Source organism: Phyllobacterium zundukense, assembly GCF_002764115.1.
Classification (GTDB): Bacteria; Pseudomonadota; Alphaproteobacteria; order Rhizobiales; family Rhizobiaceae; genus Phyllobacterium; species Phyllobacterium zundukense.
In genome coordinates this window covers 433594-454575 of record NZ_CP017943.1, presented here as the reverse complement: position 1 = coordinate 454575, position 20982 = coordinate 433594, and the positions used below count along the sequence as shown (strand labels likewise).

The following is a 20982-nucleotide window of genomic DNA, read 5'->3' as shown; positions in this document are numbered from 1 at the left end:
TCATGGGATACACGTCACAGAGGCGAACCTCAATTACCACGGTTCGATTACCCTTGATCCTGCTCACTGCGAGGAAGCAGGCATTCTCCCCATGGAATTTGTCGAAATATGGAACAAGAATTCCGGCGACCGCATTTCAACCTATGTCATATTCGGTGAGCGCCACTCCAGATGCTGCATTCTCAATGGTGCTGCGGCGCGGACTTGCCAGCCTGGCGACCCAATCATCGTCTGCAATTCGGTTTATTTAGACGAGCAAAGGATTACGTCTTTGAAGCCACGGGTCGTTACTTTCGACAAAGACAACCGCGTGTGTGACCGTCTAAGTTACTCCGTTAGCCTTGGTGAGAACGGATATAACTTCTCCATTTTTGATGAGTCGAATCAGCCGTTGGCGATACCCGCTCTTGTTTCTCGCGTCTGACCAGTCCATCGAAAATCATTTCTCAGTAAGAACAATACGTTCTTGTACGTCAACACTGACTGGAAGCTTTGGGCCGAACGTTTTGGCATGAGACGTTTGTAGGTCTAAAAAAGCGAGTGACTGAAAGTTGTGTTCGAGCCAAGTTACACGCGGCATAAGTCGTCAATATTAAGAATCGGAGTAGATCGCGGATTCACAATGGTCAGTACCCATTGTTAAGCGAAGCGTTCGCGTTGGAAGATGGAGGGGCAGCAAGGCAAGATTTCCCCGGCCGCTCTTAAGCGCTGCATCACGAAGAGCATCGAGTTTGACCCGAGATCGCAACCAGTGTCTGGTAGCAACGGATCGCGACAGATGCCTCGCGGAGAAGCGCTTGTTTTGCATGTGTTGAGAGAAATAGTGAATCGTTGCTGTACCTGATCAGATCGCGATTGATCGCATCCCGAACTCTCATCATCACTCCATGTCTGGTATGTCGCCAGATTGAAACAGAACTGTCGGCGGACCGTAACCATCCATACCGGGTTCTGCCTCCCGGCTCCAGGCGATCACGCCGACGTGCTTGCCGGCCAGGTGGCGTGCGATGCGAAGCGCCTGCTCTTCGCTGCCAAACTTTGCAGCGTCAAACGCTGGCACGAGCTCACCGTCATCCGCCCTGAAGAATGCCATGACAACAATGAGCTGAGTGGGTTGAACCATGAAGGGGTTGTGTCCGGTGTGCGCAGTTAGATTGCCAGTGTCAGCTATTCCATTCGGGTAAGGGCGATCGACAAATCTTAATCGCGGCAAGAAACGGACATCCACCTCAATCGGGTTTGGCGTCCAAGGGCGCATGTCGGCCGGAATGGGCATGCTCCAGCACTTCAAATGTCGGACAAGAGTCAGTCACCCCGATCAATTGTCTGGACTACTGGTCCACGCACAATAAGCCACGTCATCCAGGCAAAGAACGCGCCGGCCGCAATCTTGAAGACGATAGCCAGCCACACCGCTCCTGCTCCTGACCGTAAGGCCAACTTAACACAGTTTTGCGATCCGGGGCGTTCGAGGGCGCGAAAATGCCGGCGGCGATTGTTCGACGTCGCGGGAGGGCAGCGGCACGTCTTGTACCCCCTACGTATTGTCACGCATTACCAAAGCGGACCGGAAGGGGTAATGGGATATTCTGAGGAAGCGAATCGGGAGGGGTCCAGGACAATGTCAGTCCACAGCACCGTAAATCAGGCAGCAACGGCAATAACGGAGTTGCCCCCAGCTTCGCCCCATTGAAACCGACCACAAGTACGCCCACCTCTGGCGCTGCTTCTTCGAATTGGAAAGATCACCCGCGTACGGACTTCAAAGGGCCGTCCCTCCGGGTCTTCTTGTCCGATTCCTCCCAGATTGATTTAATACCTGCCGCTCAGTTCCACGACTGAGCCGCCCTAGAGATAACACGCGCGCGTGGTGAAATTATAGTGGGAGAGTTGTTTATATCTTTCCCGCTAGTCGGGAGCGCTCTTCAGAGTGCATGTAGTGAAGGTTAATGACGTGGAAGCGTTGCGGCGAGAGTTTGAGGCATTGTCTTCGGCGCGTTGAAATCCTGCGGCGGCCGAGATTGAGCGGCCGGCAGCGGCTGTGCGGCAATGGTTGGTCGGAACAATCTGGTCTCCCGGTTACATCCGTCGGCACGCGTTCCGATTATCTTTCCTCGCTCAATATGAGCGCTCTCTATACTCCTTTGCCCGCCATTCCTTTGCCGGGTAAAGCACAATGCTCTGAAAATAATAGCTCAATATACGCTGCTCTCATTGACATTGAAACGATTATATCGTAGCATTGGGCCTTTATGACAAGGCAAAACGGAGGGCGCAAATAAGCGTCTTTCATAGCTGACTGGTGTCTGTCGCAACAACGGGGTGGCATTAAGATGACAACGGAACAAGTCACACCAACTACCTTCATAACTCCATTTAGAGTTCGTTGACGCGCCATGGCTGAGATTCGCCTCGACTGTCGCGGACTATGGAAAGTCTTCGGACCTCGGCCCCGCAAATTTCTGGACGATCTGCGGCATGCAAATGGTAGCCAGCTGGCCGACCATCATGTTGCAGTACGCGATACTTCACTACAGGTGCGCGATGGGGAGAAATTCGTCGTAATGGGCCTCTCAGGAAGCGGGAAGTCGACACTTGTTCGCTGTCTCACGCGCCTGATTGAGCCTACTGCCGGTGAAGTACGCCTCGACGGCGAAGATCTCATTCAGATGAGTCAGCAGCAGCTTTCGGCTGTTCGGCGCGAGAAGTTCGCCATGGTATTCCAGCATTTTGGACTGCTCCCCCATCGAACTGTGGTCGATAATGTCGGTTTCGGGCTGGAGATACGCGGCGTTCCGTCGCGGGCGAGGCGTGAGCGGGCGTTCGAGGTCATCAGCCGAGTGGGTCTCGAGGGGTGGGGTGAACGGCACGTTTCGGAGTTGAGCGGAGGCATGCAGCAGCGCGTGGGACTTGCGAGAGCGCTAGCCGTCGATCCAAGCATCATCATCTTTGACGAACCCTTCAGTGCACTTGATCCGCTCATAAGACGCCAGATGCAAGACGAGCTTCTCGGTCTGCAGGACGTGATGCAGCGGACTATAGTCTTCATCACTCATGACTTCCTAGAAGCGGTGAAGATTGGTGACCGAATCGCAATCATGAGAAATGGGGAAATCGTTCAGGTCGGCACCGGAGAGGAAATCGTTGCACGACCCGCCGACGAATATGTGGCGAAGTTCATTCAAGACGTACCTCGCTCGAAAGTCATTCGGGTCAGGAGTGTAATGAATACAAAATTGCCGACTTTGTGCCAAGGGCAGTTGAAGGATGCTCCGGTGACGGCGGAAATCCAAGGAAGTCGGACACCGGTCTTCGTCGTCGACGACAAGGGGCGATTTTCTGGAGCGTTCGATCTAGCGACCGCAGAGAGCCCAGCAACCGCGGATGCGGCGGTTCGTCAAGTTGCGAGCGTTCGGCCCGACGCCCGGCTTGAAGAGTTGTTTTCCCTTTTCGCCGTTTTCGACGGACCAATACCGGTCGTCGATGATGAGGGCAGGCTACTAGGCGGTGTAGAGCGGCAGGAAGTAATGCGGGCTTTGGCTGAAAATAACTTGGAAGAGAACGTGGATAAGACCATGTGAGCTCATTAAGGGAGGAATCAAAATGAGTGAAGGGACAATAGAAGGCCGTAAAAAAATCAGCGGCTACCGTTACGAGGCATCTTGGCGCCATCGGCGCTGGAAGCTGTTCGCCGCTTGGTTCATGTGCTTGAGCGTCATCATTTCACCACTGTCAGCATGGGCCGAGACTAAAACAAACAAGGGGAAGCTGGTCCTGGTTGAAATGAACTGGATCAGCCAGGTTATCAACACCAAGGTTGCCGAGATCATCCTACGTGAGAAGATGGGCTACGATGTTGAGGTTCAGCGAATCGACTTCGTGCCGGGGTTCCAATCGCTTGCTAGGGGCGACGCAGACGTCCTCATGGAAATCTGGGATCTGACCGGCAGTCCCTTTTACAAGCAGCCCGAGAAGGAGGGCAAGATCGTCCTTTCGCCTAACGAGGGCATGAAAGCACTCGAAGGCTGGTACGTACCATCATACGTCATCCGTGGGGACCCAAAGCGAGGCATTAAGCCTTCATGCCCAGGATTACCTGATTGGCGTGCGCTGAACGACTGCGCCAAAATCTTTTCCACCGCCGAGACGGAGCCAAAGGGACGTTACTTGAGCGGCGATCCATCGTGGGCCGAGCTGTATGGCGATCCACAGCGAATTAAAAACCTTGGCCTGAACTACGATATGCGCTTCGCCGGATCAGAGGCAGCCCTTGTGGCAGAAATTTTCTCTGCATACGAGCGAGGCGAGCCAATTATGGCGCTCATGTGGGACCCCCACTATGTCCTGTATATGCTTGACATGACGTTGGTAAAGTTTCCTCCCTACACGGAGGAATGCTGGGGGACGACGTACGCCTGCGCTTGGAAGGACCAGACCATGTACAATGGCATGAACGGCGACGCTGCAAAGCGGTATCCGGAAGTGTGGGAATTCATTCAGAACTTTCATATGACGCGTGAGCACCTAGGCGAGATGATGGTGCCAGTCGCCAAGGATGGAATAACCGAAGAAGAGTCGGTTCGCCAGTGGCTCACGAAAAACGAGGAAGTTTGGCGCAAGTGGATACCGAAGGCGGCAAACTGATGGTTGATGCTACTGATCAAATAGCAATGTCAGAGATCAGGCCAATCACCGTTCGAGGGCTCCAGTTTGGAGCCCTCGTGAAACGTGGCAGCAGTTACAGCTTTCTGCTTCAGCTGATCGCGGTGGTTGCTGCCACAGGCATGACCTTGGTCCTTTACGGATTTCTTGGCATGGACCATAACTTTCCGGCGGAGTGGAAACTACCGGTCGGGGAAGCGATCGACGCAATAGTCGATGCGACGGTGAGGACAATCCCGTGGCTGTTTTCCGGCATCCGTAGTACTATCATTACGGCGGTCGATTTCACCGAGCATGTCCTGCTCTCGACCTCGCCGCTAGTCATAGCGGCTGTTGTCGTTATTGCGGTTGCCACGTTGGCATCGGTGCGCCTTGCTTTGTTCGGCCTGGTTGGCATTACATTCGTCGGTGCAACGGGCTTGTGGGAGCCTACGATGGAAACGGCCGCATTAATGGCTGTTGCTCTCCTGTTTGCCGTTGTGTTCGGTTTGGTATTGGGCGTTCTGGCGGCCCGAAGCGACCGGTTCACGCAGCTACTCCGACCGGTTCTCGATGCCATGCAGTCCTGTCCTTCGCTAGTTTATTTTATTCCGTTTTTGATTGTCTTTGGAACAGGGGCTCCCTCGGCGGTCCTAATCACGATAATCTACTCCCTGCCTCCAGTGGTCCGGTTAACCAACTTAGGGTTGCGAGAGGTTCCGCCGGAGGCGATCGAAGCCGCGCGGGCATTCGGTGCCAGCAAGGTCCAGGTACTGACAAAGGTCGAACTGCCGCTTGCCAGGCCGTCGATAATGCTTGGAGTGAATCAGACAGTGATGCTGGCGCTGAGCGTAGTGGTCATGGCTGGTATGATTGGCGCGGGGGGGCTGGGAATAGAGGTGTGGCGGTCCGTTCAACAGCTTCGGTTTGGCCGTGGTCTCCAAGCAGGACTCGCGATCGTCTTCATTGCAATTTTGATTGATCGCCTCGGATACGCGCTAAGCCAGCCTCGCATTACCCCAGGCACGACAAGGTCGGCACCTGTCGCCGGGTTCGATGGAAATCAGCCTTCCGTCGATAAAAATGAAACAATGCGCGCTAAAGCTCGCCGGCATGTTGGTCGTCTAGCCAAACGAGTTTACCCCAAATCCGGGGGGCTATATCCCGCCATTTTTCAGGCGGCAGCCTTGATTATTTTGGCCACTGCTGCTGCACTGGCTCTCCCTAGTGCTGACGGCAATTCCCCCGGGTTACTCACATTCTCGCTGAATGGCCCGGTAGATAACGCAATTAGGTGGTTTAACCTGAATGTCGCGCCATACATTCATCCGGTTCGCGATTTTCTGATCAGGAACATCCTCCTGCCATTTGTAAAATCACTACTTTGGATGCCATGGCCGATAGTCACCTTGGTCGTTGGCTGGCTCGCGTTCCGAAGAAGAGGTGCTGGCACGGGCCTAATTTCTGTCGCAGCTCTCTTTTTGATCGGAATGCTTGGGATGTGGCAGCACGCCATGACAACGCTAGCGATAGTCGGAGTCGCTGTCGCAATCTCGGTGACCCTTGGTGTGGCAATTGGTATTCTCATGGCCAAAAGCAATGTGATTGAGGCCGTCGGTCGAGCAGTGCTCGACGTTATGCAAACATTGCCTATCTTCCTATTCATCATCCCCGCGGTGATGTTTCTGGGGATCGGCATCGTTGCCGGAATTTTTGCGACGGTCATCTATTCTATGCCACCGGTCATCCGACTAACAAACTTGGGTCTGCGCCAAGTCAATATAGAGATGGTAGAGGCAGCGCGAGCTTTTGGGGCCACGGAGAGTCAAGTTCTCTGGAAGGTCAGGATTGCCGCCGCGCTTCCGTCAATCATGTTGGGAGTCACTCAGACCACCATGTCGGCCTTGGCAATGGTTGTGGTCAGCGCAATGATCGGCACAATAGGTCTAGGTGAAAGAGTCATGTGGGCCGTCGGAAGCGTCAACCTGCCCCTAGGATTTGAGGCCGGCGTATCAGTTATCACTCTCGCGATGCTTCTTGATCGTATACTGCAGGGCGGGGGAGGCGGCAAAAGCAAGAAACTGGCAGCGTAATCCGCTCATCCCGATGGTACTGGCCGGCCTGTCATCGGGCTCGACCTGTCAGAGCTCCTTGATGCCGATGCCGAATTGCTGGGGCTCGCGATCCTTCGACAGGTCGAACTTGGCGATGAGCTGCTTGGCGAGTGAGCCACGCACGCCCTCGCCGATCAGCATGTACTTGCCGAGCAGTTCCATGGCCGCGGGGTGTAGTTCAAGCCGCTCGCCGTTCTTCTCGGTGCCCGTCGCCTGTGGCGACGCCGATGACGGCACCCTCGTCGTTATGAAGCACTTCGGTTGCGGCAAAGCCCGGATAGATCTCGACGCCCAGCGCTTCTGCGTGGCCCGCCAGCCAGCGACAGACGTTGCCGAGCGAGACGATGTAATTGCCTTGATTATTCCTCAAGGGCGGCATCATAAAGTTCGGCAAGCGAATGGCGCCGGCCGGACCGAGCACCAGAAAGTCGTCGGCCGTCACTTCCGTCTTGAAGGGATGGCGCTCCTCCTAGCACCAGCCGGGAAGCAGGCGGTCGATGCCGATCGGATCGACGACGGCGCCGGAGAGGATATGGGCGCCGACTTCCGAGCCCTTTTCCAAGACGACCACGGTGAGGTCCGGATTGACCTGCTTCAGCCGGATCGCCGCAGACAGGCCGCCGGGTCTCGCGCCGACGATCACCACGAGAACTTCATGCTTTCGCGCTCGGGTATTTCGGTCATGCCCATAGCTTTCCCTCGGCCGATTAAAGTCTCAGCGCGCCTAGGCCGCTTAAACGCTGCGCGGCGATAACGGTGTTGGCCATCAGCATGGCGATGGTCATCGGGCCGACACCACCGGGAACTGGGGTGATGACGCCCGCAACCTTGGCGCATTCCTCGAAGGCGGCGTCGCCGACTAGGCGCGACTTGCCGTCGACGCTGATGCGGTTGATGCCGACGTCGATGACAGTCGCACCCGGCTTCACCCAATCGGCCTTGACCAATTCGGCACGGCCGACGGCGACGACGAGGATATCGGCGTTGCGGCAGAAGCCGGGCAGGTCCTTGGTGCCTTTATGGGCGGTCGTCACCGTTGCGTTGGCCGCGAGCAGCAGGGCGGACATTGGCTTGCCGAAAAGGTTGGAGCGACCGATCACCACGGCGTTGAGGCCCGAAAGATCGTTGCCGTGTGCGTGGCGAACGAACACCATAGCTCCGGCCGGGGTGCAGGAGACGAGGCCGCCATCGAGATCACCGGTCACGACTTTGCCGGCATTGACGACGTGAAGACCGTCGACGTCCTTCTCTGGCTTGATCGACTGGATGATCGGGCCGGAATCCAGGTGCTTCGGCAGCGGCAGCTGGACGAGAATGCCGTGTATCAACGGATTCTCGTTCAAGTTCCGCACCAGCGCGGCCAGCTCCTCCTGCGCCGTCTCGGCCGGCAGGGTGTGTTGGATCGAGGCAAAGCCGCATTCTTTGGCCATGCGGCTCTTGGCGCCGACATAGGTGTGGCTTGCCGGATCATCGCCCACGATGACAACTGCAAGGCCGGTCTTCACACCCTTCGAACGTTCCAGTTCAGCTGCAGCTTGCTTGACACTCTCGATAACAGATGCCGCTACCTGCTTACCGTCGATGACCTCAGCCATGATTTACCCCATTCGCTCGGAGGCATAAGAACCGGGGCTTGCCGAGAAGACGACGGTGCGGTTGCCATTGATAAAGGTGCGGTGATGGATATGGGCGTGAATGGCACGTGCCAACACCTGGCTTTCGACATCGCGGCCGAGTGAGACGTAATCGTCTGCCGACTGCGCATGGGTGATGCGCACCGTGTCCTGCTCGATGATCGGACCCTCGTCGAGATGGGCGGTGACGTAATGCGCCGTCGCGCCGATCAGCTTCACGCCGCGCTCATAGGCCTGCTTGTAAGGATTGGCGCCCTTGAAGCTCGGCAGGAACGAATGATGGATGTTGATGATCTGCCCAGACATGCGCTTGCAAAGCAGATCCGACAGGACCTGCATGTAGCGGGCAAGCACGATCAGCTCCGTGCCGGTCTGCTCGACCATCTGCAGCAGTTGCGCTTCCGCCTGCGGCTTGTTCTCCTTCGTCACCTTAATGTGATGGAAGGGAATGTCATGGTTGACGACCACCTTCTGGTAGTCAAAGTGGTTGGAGACGACGCCGACAATGTCAATCGGTAGGGCGCCGATCTTCCAGCGATAAAGCAAGTCGTTCAGGCAATGACCGAAGCGCGAGACCATCAGCATGACCTTCATAGGCTTGGTCGCATCGTGGATCTCGGCGTCCATGCCGAATTCGGCAACGATTGGCTTGAGGCCTTCGATCAACTTTGCCTGATCGGCCCGTTCTTCCGAAATGAAGCTTACCCGCATGAAGAACTTGCCGGTATCCAGATCGTCGAACTGGGACGAATCGACAATGTTGCAGCCCTGGGTCGCCAAATAGCCCGATATAGCGGCAACTATCCCAATCCGGCTGTTACACGTAACGGTGAGGGTGAATCTGTCCATGTGTTTCGTTCCAATTTTAAGGAGTGTGCTCAGAGCGCTTTCTCCAACTCCGGCAGCATTTCGAAGAGATCGCAGACGATGCCGTAGTCCGCGACCTGGAAAATCGGTGCTTCCTCATCATTGTTGACGGCGACAATGACCTTCGAGTCCTTCATGCCGGCGAGGTGCTGGATAGCGCCGGAGATGCCACAGGCGATGTAGAGATCTGGTGCGACAACCTTGCCAGTCTGCCCAACTTGGAAGTCGTTTGGGGCGTAGCCGGCGTCCACGGCAGCGCGCGATGCGCCGACGGCGGCCCCGAGCTTATCTGCGACGGGCAGGATGATTTCGTTGAACTTCTCGGCCGAGCCGAGCGCCCGCCCGCCGGAGATAATAATTTTGGCTGATGTGAGTTCCGGACGATCGGAGGTCGAAAGTGCATCTGCAACGAAGGACGAAACGGCTGAAGAAAAGTCTGCCGTCGATATCTCCTCGACGGCAGCAGCTGGGCCCTGGGAGGCCGGGGGGAAGGATGCAGTGCGCACGGTAATGACCTTCTTGGCATCCGATGACTGAACGGTCTGGATGGCATTGCCGGCGTAGATCGGACGCTTGAAGGTATCAGCGGAGACAACTTCGATGATCTCGGAAATCTGGGCGACGTCCAGCAGGGCGGCGACGCGCGGCAACACGTTCTTGCCGGTCGAGGTCGCGGCTGCAAGGATCGTGTCGTAACTTTTAGCCAGCGCGACGATCAGGTCGGTCAGCGGCTCGGCGAGGTTGTTGGCGAGTTCCTCGCTTTGGGCAAGCAGCACCTTGGAAACGCCGGAGAGCGTGGCGGCTGCATCGGCAGCAGCCTTGGCGCCCTTACCCGCGACCAGCACATGAACATCGCCGCCGATCTTTGCGGCTGCCGTCAGCGCCTTGGCGGTCTGGTCGGAAAGGCTCGAATTGTCGTGGTCAGCCAGAAGAAGAATGGCCATGGTCGTAATTCCTTTCTCGAACCTTAGAGGACGCCTGCTTCGACTTTAAGCTTCTCGACGAGCTCGGCGACCGACTTGACCTTGACGCCTGCCTTGCGGCCCGATGGCTCCTCGGTCTTCAGCACCTTGACGCGCGGGGCGGTATCGACACCGAAGTCCGCCGGGCTCTTCTTATCGAGCGGCTTCTTCTTTGCCTTCATGATGCTCGGCAGCGAGGCATAGCGCGGCTCGTTGAGGCGCAGATCCGTGGTGACCACGGCGGGGAGCTTGACGTCGATCGTCTGCAAGCCGCCGTCGACTTCGCGGGTCACCCTTGCTGTGCCCTCTGGCGCCTTGCCGCCGCCGATCTCGATCTTCGAGGCGAAGGTTGCCTGGGCCGAGCCGAGGAGGGCTGCGAGCATCTGGCCGGTCTGGTTGCTGTCGTCATCGATGGCCTGCTTGCCGACGATGATGAGGCCCGGCTTCTCGGCGTTAGCTACGGCCTTCAGGATCTTGGCGACGGCCAGTGGTTCGACGGCATCGTCGGTCTCAATGAGAACGGCGCGGTCGGCACCCATGGCGAGGGCGGTGCGCAACGTCTCTTCCGCCTTGGCCGGGCCGATCGAAACGACGACCACTTCCTCCGCCTTGCCGGCTTCCTTGAGCCGCAGCGCCTCTTCGACGGAGATCTCGTCGAACGGGTTCATCGACATCTTTACGTTGGCGAGCTCGACACCCGAGCCATCCGACTTCACGCGGATCTTGACGTTGTAATCAACCACCCGCTTCACTGGGACGAGAATCTTCATGCGTGTGTTCCAATCATGCAAAACCTTGAGAGCAGCATTGCTCCCTGAGCAACACTCAATTGGGTTATTGCTTTGGGGATGCAGTTCTATGCGAACCGAGCCAAGGCGAATGCCTCAAGCAGTTCCTGGCGTTCACCAAGTGCCCACTTCGCGACAGATTCGCCCATTGCGGGGCCGAGTTTGAAGCCGTGCCCGCTCGATCCGGCGATGACGAAAAGGCCCTTTGCACCGGGTATTTCGTCAACGACTGGAAGGTGGTCCTCGCTCATATCGTATTGGCATGCATAGCCCGGGCGGATACCCAATTCTGCAATTTCTGGGGAGCGGGTCATGATATGCTCGATGGCCCAAACGGCCTCTTCCTGTGTGATCGTGCGGTCCAACTCGCCGGCGACCTCGAGGCGATAGTTCATCCGGCTGTGTTCTGCGGCCAGGGCTTCGTTCTCGATGCCAGTACCACCGCCGCCCCACGTTCCGATTAGGATTGTGTTCTCGCCTTCTGGCCGGGCATAGCAATTAGTTGTCTCGTCGACCCAGGAATGGGGGAGCAGCTTTCGTGCGATACCAGGTGCGTCCATCACGGCCATGAAGTGACGCTCGATGAAGATCGGCAGGTTCACTCCAAGCTTGGCCACAAGTGCCTTAGACCAAACACCGGTCGCAAGTATCACTCGTTCGGTCGTAATGACCGTTCCGTCGCTGAGAGTTACGCCGGTGGTCTGCCCTTTGGTCACATGAATATCGGTAACGGAACGCCCACCCAGGAACTTAACACCGTTCGCGCGCGCTCGATGAACTAGTTCGTTTGTCGCCCCATAGGGATCGCAATGCCCAGATTCATCTTCCCATGCAGCGAAGGTTATCCCGTCCATGTTGAAGTGCGGCAGCAGCGCCGAGGCCTGGGCTCCGGTCAGTCCTTCAATTCGGCTGCCTTCTACATTGCGTATACGGTTAACCGCGTCACGGTAGAGAGCCTCATTATCCGGGCCGCAGGCCCAAAGACAACCGGACTGATCGAAAGCGCCCGGAAGATCCTTCAAAATCTCGATACCGCGTTTTGCCAGCAAGGATTGCTCACGATCGAGATAAAACAAGTGGCACACGGCGGAGGATGACCCCGTCGGACCGGAAGCCGGGTGATCTGTTTCTACCTGGATCACGTTCAGCTTTTGACTGGACAGATAATATGCCGCACCCGCACCCGCGATTCCGGCGCCGACCACAAGCACGTCACAGCTGTATTTCTCGGTCATCTAGTTCTCCCGGGTCACTGCAAAACTAAAAGCATGCCGCAACCATGTCCCTTAAGGCGTGATCGCCCTCCTGGGAGCGATCCACCTGATGTTAAAGATAGAGGCATCTCCTCTCCCACAGGCTGCCAACAACCAGGGACCCAAGGCACGCCACTAACGTGCAGGCAATTGGCTCAAGCCCCTAAGTTCCGGTCATTCAGCAAATGCCTATGAACAGGTTCGATAATAACGCTACTCTGGAAATATTTTTCTGTCCAGCCGATAATGAACATTCTTGACAAAATTTTTTCATACGCTCATGCTGTCCGAACTCGAACAAGTTACCGAAACAATGTTCCTGATCGGGCGGAGAAAACCCGCTAGCGGATAACCGCGACAGAAACCAGCTTTTGGTGACAAGCAGGGTATCGCAAATTCTTGGAATTCAGAAATCATCTTGATAGCGAAACAGGTATAGGCTGGAGCTGCACTATGGAAATGAGAACGGTTTACGATCCTATCTACGAGAAGCTTAAAGCTCCCATGATAGATTTTGGCGGATGGCGAGTTGCTTCCCATATAACTTCGACGGATCAAGAATATATGATGATTCGCAATAGTGTAGGGTTCGCAGAATACGACTTCCAAAGTTGCTTTGGCGTGTGCGGGCCGGACTCCTTTGACTTTATACAAACTCTGATTGTAAACGATCTTGGAAAGATTAGCCCAGGCGGTACACTTTACTCAAGTATCTTGGATGACCAAGCTAATCTCATTGACGACGTCATCATCTTTTGGATGAAAGAAGACCGGTTCATTATTCATGGCGGCATCGCGCGAGAGGCATCGCGTAAATGGATCGCCGAAAAGTCCGAAGGCCGGAAGGTTTGGATCACTGAGTTATCCAACACCTTTCTCTCCATTCAAGGACCCAAATCTATCAATGTTCTTGAAAAGGTTGTTGATGTCGCTCATCTTGAGCACAATCGTTTCCTGCAAGTCGACTTCGAGGGCGTTCCAACGACGATCGCGCGAGTCGGGTTCTCAGGTGAACTAGGTTATGAAGTTCACTTCGGTCCTGAGTATGCGCTCGGGATGTGGGAAAAATTTACGAAATACTGCGCGGAATTTGGCGGCGGCCCATTTGGATTGATGGCCGCATTCCCTATCGCTGTGGACAAAGGCTTTCTATTCGGTGCGGATTTCTATAAGGGCGGTTCACCACTGGAATATGGCCTGGGTTGGTCAGTGGCGTTCGAAAAGACATTTTTCCATGGTCGAGATGAGATGCTGCGCCGAAAAGAGGTAGGCCTCCGCACGAAGCTCGTGGGCATCGAAGCTGACATATCGGCCCCTGCAATCGCTAGCGGTTTGAAGCTCACCTATAACGGTGAAGTAGTTGGTGAAACAACTACAGGCTGGGTTAGTCCGTTGCTTAAACGGAATATCGGTCGGGGCTGGGTAAACATTAAATTTGCCGAACCCGGGACAGACCTACAGGTGGTCGGCGGAAGCGGGCCTAAATCGGTCAAGGTTCAAAGCACCTACCGATTTTTCGATCCCAAGAGCGAGCGGGTGAGGGCGGATCCGCGCGTTATGTTGGAAAAAGCATAACCTATTCAGCTTGCGAGACCGGTGGTTTCGTTACGTTGGCTCGCCGGGTTCACTGTCTGGGCCCGGCGGGCGATGGAGTCTTAAGCAAAAGTCGGTTGTCCGCGTATTGAGGCTGTATCTGCTTTAGGCTCTACAGCTTCGGTATTCACCTGGCAGGGCTGCGCGTTTCGAGGCGCAGGCGGCTCAGGGTTTGGTTTGTATTGGAGCCTGTTCCGGTTTGCTTATCACCGTATCTCCTTTGGATTTCGGGTGGCTCGCGCGCAACACCGCCAAGCCGCTGCTTTTGCTTGAGACCTGCGCACCGTGCTGAAACCGTGATCCTCGACCAAGACTGATCAAGATGCCGGCTTTTCACGCAGAGCGGTCTGCACAAGCGCGATCAATCTGTCGATCTTCTTGCGCGTGTCGGCATTCGCACCGGGTACCCATTCATGCTTCTTCCATCTACGGGATCAGGGCCTTCGTCGCTTCCGGCGCGATCAAGACATCGACTTCAATACCCCGGCCGCCCTTGCATCCGACCTCGATGCGTGTTGGCTTTGCCAGCCTTTCGGTCCGGCCTTTTCCACCGCCGCGGCTCGACCCCGGTCCGCCATCCCCATCCGGTCGCGTCCTAGTGGAATGAATGTGACGGTCGAGTCCGAATGTGGTTTCCCGTCGGCGGTTTTGCGTGCGAGTCTAGAGGATGCGCACCGGGATCGTTGTCACAGTGACCACCGCGGACCGTGACCGGCTGGAAGCCATTGTTGCGGACCGCAACAGCCCTCAGAAGCACGTCTGGCGCGCCAGGATTGTGCTGGCCACAGCGGATGGGCTCGGCACGATGGCGATCATGCAGAACACGGCGATGAGCAAGACGGCGGTCTGGCGTTGGCAGGAGCGGTTTTGCGAGGAAGGCGTCGATGGCCTTCTGCGCGACAGACCCGGCCCTCGCGCGTCAAGCCCTTTGGGCCGGAAGTGGCCGGACGGATCGTCGCCCTGACGCTGGCCGAACCGCCGGGCGAGACGACCCATTGGACCGGCCGCGCGATGGCGAAGGCCGCAGGCGTGAGCCTTTCCTACGTCCAGCGCGTCTAGCACTCGCACGGGCTTCAGCCGCACCGCATCCGAACCTTCAAGCTCTCCAACGACCCGCAGTTTGCGGCGAAGGTGCGCGACATCGTTGGACTCTACGTCGACCCGCCGGCCCAAGCCGTGGTCCTGTCGATCGACGAGAAGAGCCAAATCCAGGCGCTGGATCGCACCCAGCCGGGATTGCCCATGAAGAAAGGCCGCGCCGGCACCATGACCCACGATTACAAGCGGCACGGAACCACTACCCTCTTTGCAGCTCTCGACGTGCTGGAGGGCAAGGTGATCGGCCGGTGCATGCAGCGCCATCGCCATCAGGAATTCATCCGCTTCCTCAACGCCATCGAAAAAGCCGTGCCGGCGAAGAAGCCGTCCACGTCATCCTCGACAATTATGCAGCCCACAAAAACCCGATGGTGATCGCCTGGCTTTCCCGTCATCCCCGCGTCACCTTCCACTTCACGCCGACTAGCGCCACATGGCTGAACGCGGTGGAGGGGTTCTTCGCCGCGCTGACCAAGCGACGCCTCAGACGCGGCGCCTTCGTCGGCGTCGTCGATCTGCAGGCCGCCATCAACCGATACCTCGCCGACCACAACACCGACCCCAAACCCTTCCGCTGGAAAGCCGACCCCGACAAAATCATCGCAGCCGCAAGCCGAGGGCACCAGACGTTGGCCACTAGTACATCCACCGACCTGGTGTGCCGTCTGAGTTTCTTGCGCTAGCGGTAACTCTGCGGCGAAGTTATATTAAGCGACAAGGTGTCCCCATCTAGCGAACCCGGTGGGCGCCGAATATCGGTAGCGGACGTTGTGAGCTCAGCCGGCGCAATGCCCGCTATCACAAGCGCATGGATCTGAACGTTAGGCGCTGCAACCGGTTCCAGGAACCCGCATCAGAGAAAAGGTTGTTGTGCGGGGCTCGCGCAGCCGCGGCTTCACCTTGCGCAAGGTCTTTTACACCGTGCCATCACGGCTCATTGGACATCGGCTACGCGTGCGCCTTTACGACGATCGACTCGAAGTCCTTATCGGGGCACCCATCTGACGACCCTTATAGCAACAAACTGGACAGAGGTGCGCGACCTGACGCTTACAATGGCGGTAACCGCGGCTTAAGGGTAGAATCTTACCCAAGCAGACGCAGCGAGATCTAGGGAGTGTTCCGCACATCCCTGGCAAACGCTAAATGGCCTAAACATAGTTTGCGAACTCGGAGAGGTGCCAGAGCCCAATTGTCAGACTAGTGGAATATTGCTTCTCGAGTGCAACTCGACTTGCAGGGATTTAGCGCGGCGAGCAGTTGCAGACCCCCTGAACTTGAAGTTGTTGGACCTTTCTCATGGTTTTAAAAGTGAAAAAATCATTAGAAAAGCATCTCGTCGAGCACCACTCGGACGTCAGCCGGTCGACGAACCAGCTCCACGAATTCTATAGGTGTGTGGTACCGTCGCCCTTGCCAAAGAAGAGAATTATGAGAATCTCCTTCGGCGAGCCGAACATCTTCAACAATACCAATGAGGACGCTGTGTGAATAGCCATCATAGGTATGGCTAAGCCGGCAGTCCAGCGCCATCGGAGCCCCCTTGAGCAGGGGTGCTCCAGTTTTGCCGGCCGCCCAACAACTCTCTTCAAATCGATCCGAACCCTTTCGCGTCTGAAATCGATTTGCGACATGCGATAGGGTAGGCGACAGTAGATTAACTGCAAACGCACCTCGCCGTAGAATCACGTCGTGAGCACTCGCCGTTTTGTTGACACAAACAAGAACAGACGGGGGATCAAAAGACAAACTGCATACCGCAGTAGCGATCAACCCACTTGGCGCGCCGTGCTCCTCGGTGGTGATAACGTTAACCGCACCGGCGAACCGCCCCATTGCCTCGCGAAATGCATCTTTCTTATCGATTGGCATAACATTCTCCAGTCCAAGGTCTGCTTTGGAATAAACAGGGAAAGGTCGAACCACCTGCTCGCTTTGGTGGCAGGTGAAGATCTTTGCTGTTTTAAGGTATTTTATATACCGATTCAGAAGCTTGAACTAACCTGATCGAGGTTAAGCAGAGCTCGCGCATAAATTTCGCGCCCGATGTCGCCGTTAATGTACGCATGACGTGTACAGGTCTCAATGTCTCGCCATATACGTTGTACAGGATTAGAGAGCATGAAAGCAGAAGCTCCTCCTATATTCAGCAGTAGGTCCACGGCCTCGCGAACACGTTTCTGTGCAACTGCTTCATCAAGCCGCACACGTGCTCGTTCAAGATCGCTCATCGGCACTCCTGAGGCTACCGAGCGATCTATGTCACTAGCCGCGCGCATTACGTGTAGCCTTGCTGAGTCTATAGCGCCGCGCGCATCGGCAAGATTCAACTGGTAGCTCGGAGACTGCCTTGCGTCCGTATAGCAAGACGCCACGATGGGCTTTCCTCGTTCTAAGTTTTCCAGGGTGTGATCGAAAGCAGACTCTGCAATTCCCACAGCGGTGGCGCACATAGCCAGCGGCAACGCGGTGATAAGCGGCGCCCGGTAAATAGCTTCGTCCGAATGATCCGACCGGGTAACACCTGCGATTAATTCGCTCATGAGCATTGCACGGTGCGATGGAACAAAAATGTCATCGCCGACGAATGTGTTGCTACCAGTTCCACACATGCCGGCGACATGCCATGTATCTTCAATGGTCAGTTCTGATGTTGGAACGAGTGCTAGTCTCACGTCGACCATCTTGCCTGACGAGTCGGGAACCGGCGACCCAACGAAACTCCATTGAGCTTCGAAACAACCAGATGCCCAGGGCCATCTACCCGTCAACTTCCATCCGCCGTCAACAGGCGTGGATTTGGCGGTTGGAGCCCATTGACCGATCACGGTTGCCCGAGGGTCTGCATCATAGACTTCGCTGCGAGTCTTATCGGGGAGAAGGCCCATCAACGCCGCGCTACTACCAGCTATCATTGTTAGCCAACCGGCCGCGCTGTCACCTCGAGCCAGCTCCTCGCAAATCTGACAGAATGTTTGAAAGTCAGCCTCCGAGCCGCCACAGCGTCGGGGTACCATAACCTGCAAGAAGCCTCCGGCACGTAGGGCCGCTGCGCTCTCCATTGCAAGACGTCGGTTCAATGCAGAGTCTTCCGCATTGGCACGCAAAAAACCGCGCAGCTTTCTTGCATTTTCGACGAGTTCCGTATTCGTTATCATAGTGTCCATGTTAACCTCCCAGTTATACTTCAAATGGACGACGAGAAGATGGACCCTCTAAGTTCGCCGCTCATTATCGTCGTGAATTCTTCAACAGTTACGAGCGCTGAGCGCGCGAGGCGGGTATTAGGCCCTCTGGCTTGACAACCAGCAACGCTACCACTGCCATCAGAACAATGGCGTCTCGGTAGGGCGCTGTGCCCGAAGTTAGGAAAAGCTCCGAACCGACCTCTAGGCCGCCGAGGATAAAACCCCCAGCCACAGCGCCGCGTAGCGAGCCGAGACCTCCGAGGATGGCAGCAATAAAGGCTTTTAGAACTGGCGTGAAACCCATGAGGGGATCTACTGAACCCCGCTGAGAAACCCACAAAACTGCTGCAATAGCGGCGAGAACGCCCGAAATCGCGAACGACGTTGCAATAACCGTATTGGCACGCAGACCAAGTAGGCTGACCATCACGAAATCTTCCGATGCGGCGCGCATCGCGATTCCCAAGGTGGTTTTCCGCAAAAAGATGTCGAGACAGACCAGGACGGCAACCGTTAGAATGATCGACGTCAACGGAACCACACCGATTTGAAAACCTGAGAATTGGACGGTGCCAGACATCCATTCTGGCAGCGCAACAGGCTTTGCTCGAGCCGAAACTCCATTTTGTAGGAGCACCTTGATGATGGTGCTCACTGCGAAACTCGTGATGAGGAGGGTTGTTACCGACGCAGAACGCATCGGACGGAACGCTACTCGGTCCATGAGAATTGCGGTGACCGCGCCGCCGGCCACCGCAATGATGAGACCTAGCGGAAGAGGGATGCCGAGAGACAACGAAAGCACGATAAGATAACCCGATATCGTCATTATCTCGCCATGCGCGAAATTGATCAGACCGACGATTGAAAATACAATCGCCAGACCAAGGGCCAAGAGTGCGTAAATACCGCCCAAACTCAGAATGTTGACCACATATTGGAGGAATTCCATTTCAACCTCCTAGATTGCCAGATAAGCCTGTCGGACAAGGTCCGACCCGGCGAGTTCGGATGCTGTGCCGCTTAGCGCGATACGGCCATTTGCAATGACGTAACCTCGATCCGCCACCGATAACGCTAGTTCAACGTTTTGTTCGACAAGCAGAATGGTCAGTCCTTCTCTTTGCAGCTCTTCGACAAGATCATAAACCTTATCAATGGTTTGCGGCGCCAGCCCCAGTGACGGCTCATCGAGCAACAGCAGACGAGGCTGGCTCATTAACGATCGCGCAATCGCAAGCATCTGCTGCTCACCACCCGATAGGCTTCCAGCCTTTTGATCAATCCGCTCGGCAAGGATCGGAAAGCGGACGAGCATCGCCTCGCGACGGGCAGCAAGTTCCTCGCCACTTGCAAATGCCGCCCCACCCAGGTGGAGATTTTCGCTCACGGTGAGGTGTGCGAAAATTCGGCGGCCTTCCGGGGTAAGAGCAACGCCCATGCGGGCCACCGCATCGGCGGACCTACCCGTCACTGGATCGCCAAATAGCGAAACTTTTCCTTCAGATGGCGGGACGTGACCGGATATACCGGCAAGAATAGAGCTCTTGCCGGCACCGTTAGCGCCAATCAGCGTCACGAGTTCACCTTTCGAAACCCAGAGGTCAACTCCATGAACTGCCTCAACCGCTCCATAGCGTATTTTCATTCCCTCGACGCGAAGCATTGGTGTTATTCCGTTCAAGGCTTAGGTATATCGGACACCGCGGGGCGGATCGTCTTAACGAAAGTGGGAGTTCCGCCGTGAATTCGAATTATGGCTATGTCTCGCAACGGAACACGTTCGGTGCCAGCATAGGTCACCTTGCTGAGGACGGTTTGCACATCCTTCAAATTTGCTAATGCGTCTCTTATTTTGGATGGCTCAACGGACCCGGCCTGTCGAGCCGCTGCATCCAGTAACTGTGCAAGTTCGTACCCAGAAGCTTCATACGAGGTCTCAGCGACTCGGCCTGTCTCGTCTTTGAACCGCTTGTTGAATGCTTCCATACTACTTCCGGGCGTAGGGAAGCCTGCAGACGAATATATGACGCCGTCGACGGCAGAGCCCAGTCCATAGACGGTGGGAGTGCCGATGGAGTCGCAACCCAGAACCGGAATTGTGACGCCGGCACCGCGCAATTGCTTAATAAAAGCAGGGAAGTCAGGTTCATAGGCTGCCGTCATAATAACGTCAGGCTGTTCGGCCATACCCTTAATCTGCGCGACCACGGCAGAAAAATCGGGCTGCCCCATGGCGTATACCGCTTCACCAACCACAGTTCCGCCTTTGGCCTTAAAAGCCTCTGCAAAATACTGTGGGAATGTAAGAGTGTAGTCTGTGTCGGGCGACTTCAGAATGAAAGCCTTCTTGTACCCAGTTTCGACGGCGTAAGTGGCCAGCGCGGATGCCTGAAGGTTATTGGAAGGATAGGAGATGAACATGTAATCTCCGACGGCCAGCGGAAGGGTCGGAGAGCCCGCGAGGTTAAGCACCGGGATACCCGCCGCCTGAGCGATTTGGCCTGCGGCGATAGACGGATCGGCATCGGCGGGTGTAATCAGCACCTGGGCGCCATTATCAATCAGTTGCTGAGCAGCGTTTACCGTCGCTGCTGTGTCTGACCGGGTATCGATAGCCTCAACAACGATCTTCGCCATGCCTCCGAGGCCACCATTCGCATTGAGATCCTTGATCCCCAGCATGAAGCCGCCAAGTCCCGGCTGGTCGAATGGTGCAAGCGCACCGGTCTGGGCGGTGGCGGCACCAATCTTGAATTCAGCGCCATATGATGTTCCTGCTCCGAGCATAAGCGCCATTGCTGCGAAACCTGCTAGCGCACGCGGATACTTAATATTGTTCAT

The 20982-nt window shown here is 56.0% G+C and carries 16 protein-coding genes and 2 pseudogenes; 6 read left to right on the top strand and 12 right to left on the bottom strand.

Annotated features, from left to right (window positions below; translation table 11 throughout):
* Window positions 1-7 precede the first annotated feature (7 nt).
* Window positions 8-424, top strand: a complete 417-nt coding sequence (locus BLM14_RS27835; RefSeq protein WP_100003282.1) for an aspartate 1-decarboxylase — start codon at window positions 8-10, stop codon at window positions 422-424.
* 456 nt (window positions 425-880) lie between these two features.
* Here the strand turns inward: BLM14_RS27835 and BLM14_RS27830 are convergent, their stop codons facing one another.
* On the bottom strand, window positions 881-1123 hold the full coding sequence (locus tag BLM14_RS27830; RefSeq protein ID WP_100003424.1) for a hypothetical protein: 243 nt from the start codon (window positions 1121-1123) through the stop codon (window positions 881-883).
* A 1273-nt stretch (window positions 1124-2396) separates the two neighbouring features.
* Here BLM14_RS27830 and BLM14_RS27825 point away from each other — a divergent pair.
* Genes BLM14_RS27825 through BLM14_RS27815 form a run of 3 tightly spaced genes read left to right on the top strand, consistent with a single transcriptional unit; the run spans window position 2397 to window position 6734 of the window.
* Window positions 2397-3581: a quaternary amine ABC transporter ATP-binding protein gene (locus BLM14_RS27825; protein WP_100003281.1), complete on the top strand. Its 1185-nt coding sequence runs from the start codon at window positions 2397-2399 to the stop codon at window positions 3579-3581.
* A 22-nt stretch (window positions 3582-3603) separates the two neighbouring features.
* The gene (locus BLM14_RS27820) at window positions 3604-4644 is read left to right on the top strand and encodes a glycine betaine ABC transporter substrate-binding protein (protein ID WP_100003280.1); all 1041 of its coding nucleotides are present in this window, start codon (window positions 3604-3606) and stop codon (window positions 4642-4644) included.
* Window positions 4620-6734, top strand: coding sequence for an ABC transporter permease (locus tag BLM14_RS27815; RefSeq protein WP_133123944.1), 2115 nt, complete (start codon window positions 4620-4622; stop codon window positions 6732-6734). The genes BLM14_RS27820 and BLM14_RS27815 overlap by 25 nt, the downstream gene beginning before the upstream one ends.
* Before the next feature lie 51 nt (window positions 6735-6785).
* Here the strand turns inward: BLM14_RS27815 and BLM14_RS27810 are convergent.
* The 6 genes and pseudogenes from BLM14_RS27810 to BLM14_RS27785 form a co-directional block, all read right to left on the bottom strand.
* Window positions 6786-7445, bottom strand: a pseudogene (locus BLM14_RS27810) (NAD(P)/FAD-dependent oxidoreductase); the annotation flags it as partial.
* 17 nt (window positions 7446-7462) lie between these two features.
* Window positions 7463-8350, bottom strand: a complete 888-nt coding sequence (gene folD, locus BLM14_RS27805) for a bifunctional methylenetetrahydrofolate dehydrogenase/methenyltetrahydrofolate cyclohydrolase FolD (RefSeq protein WP_100003278.1) — start codon at window positions 8348-8350, stop codon at window positions 7463-7465.
* Window positions 8351-8353: 3 nt separating this feature from the next.
* A complete protein-coding gene (purU, locus tag BLM14_RS27800) occupies window positions 8354-9238 on the bottom strand; it encodes a formyltetrahydrofolate deformylase (protein ID WP_100003277.1) in 885 nt (294 codons plus the stop codon).
* 29 nt (window positions 9239-9267) lie between these two features.
* Complete coding sequence (locus BLM14_RS27795; RefSeq protein WP_100003276.1) at window positions 9268-10200, bottom strand: electron transfer flavoprotein subunit alpha/FixB family protein; 933 nt, start codon at window positions 10198-10200, stop codon at window positions 9268-9270.
* Between the two features lie 23 nt (window positions 10201-10223).
* Entirely contained in the window at window positions 10224-10988 is a 765-nt protein-coding gene (locus BLM14_RS27790; RefSeq protein WP_100003275.1) for an electron transfer flavoprotein subunit beta/FixA family protein, read from the bottom strand.
* An 86-nt stretch (window positions 10989-11074) separates the two neighbouring features.
* On the bottom strand, window positions 11075-12241 hold the full coding sequence (locus BLM14_RS27785) for an NAD(P)/FAD-dependent oxidoreductase (RefSeq protein ID WP_100003258.1): 1167 nt from the start codon (window positions 12239-12241) through the stop codon (window positions 11075-11077).
* Window positions 12242-12712: 471 nt separating this feature from the next.
* Between BLM14_RS27785 and BLM14_RS27780 the strand changes: the two genes are divergently transcribed.
* Both BLM14_RS27780 and BLM14_RS27775 read left to right on the top strand, forming a co-directional pair.
* Complete coding sequence (locus BLM14_RS27780) at window positions 12713-13834, top strand: aminomethyl transferase family protein (protein WP_100003274.1); 1122 nt, start codon at window positions 12713-12715, stop codon at window positions 13832-13834.
* 685 nt (window positions 13835-14519) lie between these two features.
* Window positions 14520-15633: pseudogene (locus BLM14_RS27775) on the top strand (IS630 family transposase).
* A 640-nt stretch (window positions 15634-16273) separates the two neighbouring features.
* On the opposite strand, the gene BLM14_RS27765 reads toward BLM14_RS27775, so the two are convergent.
* From BLM14_RS27765 to BLM14_RS27745, 5 genes are all read right to left on the bottom strand, one after another.
* Entirely contained in the window at window positions 16274-16822 is a 549-nt protein-coding gene (locus BLM14_RS27765) for a flavin reductase family protein (RefSeq protein WP_207795630.1), read from the bottom strand.
* A gap of 113 nt (window positions 16823-16935) precedes the next feature.
* Window positions 16936-18117 (bottom strand): acyl-CoA dehydrogenase family protein, encoded by a 1182-nt coding sequence (locus BLM14_RS27760; protein ID WP_100003273.1) that lies wholly within the window; start codon window positions 18115-18117, stop codon window positions 16936-16938.
* 88 nt (window positions 18118-18205) lie between these two features.
* Entirely contained in the window at window positions 18206-19090 is an 885-nt protein-coding gene (locus tag BLM14_RS27755) for a branched-chain amino acid ABC transporter permease (protein ID WP_100003272.1), read from the bottom strand.
* 9 nt (window positions 19091-19099) lie between these two features.
* A complete protein-coding gene (locus BLM14_RS27750; RefSeq protein WP_100003271.1) occupies window positions 19100-19804 on the bottom strand; it encodes an ABC transporter ATP-binding protein in 705 nt (234 codons plus the stop codon).
* 14 nt (window positions 19805-19818) lie between these two features.
* Window positions 19819-20982: an ABC transporter substrate-binding protein gene (locus BLM14_RS27745; protein ID WP_100003270.1), complete on the bottom strand. Its 1164-nt coding sequence runs from the start codon at window positions 20980-20982 to the stop codon at window positions 19819-19821.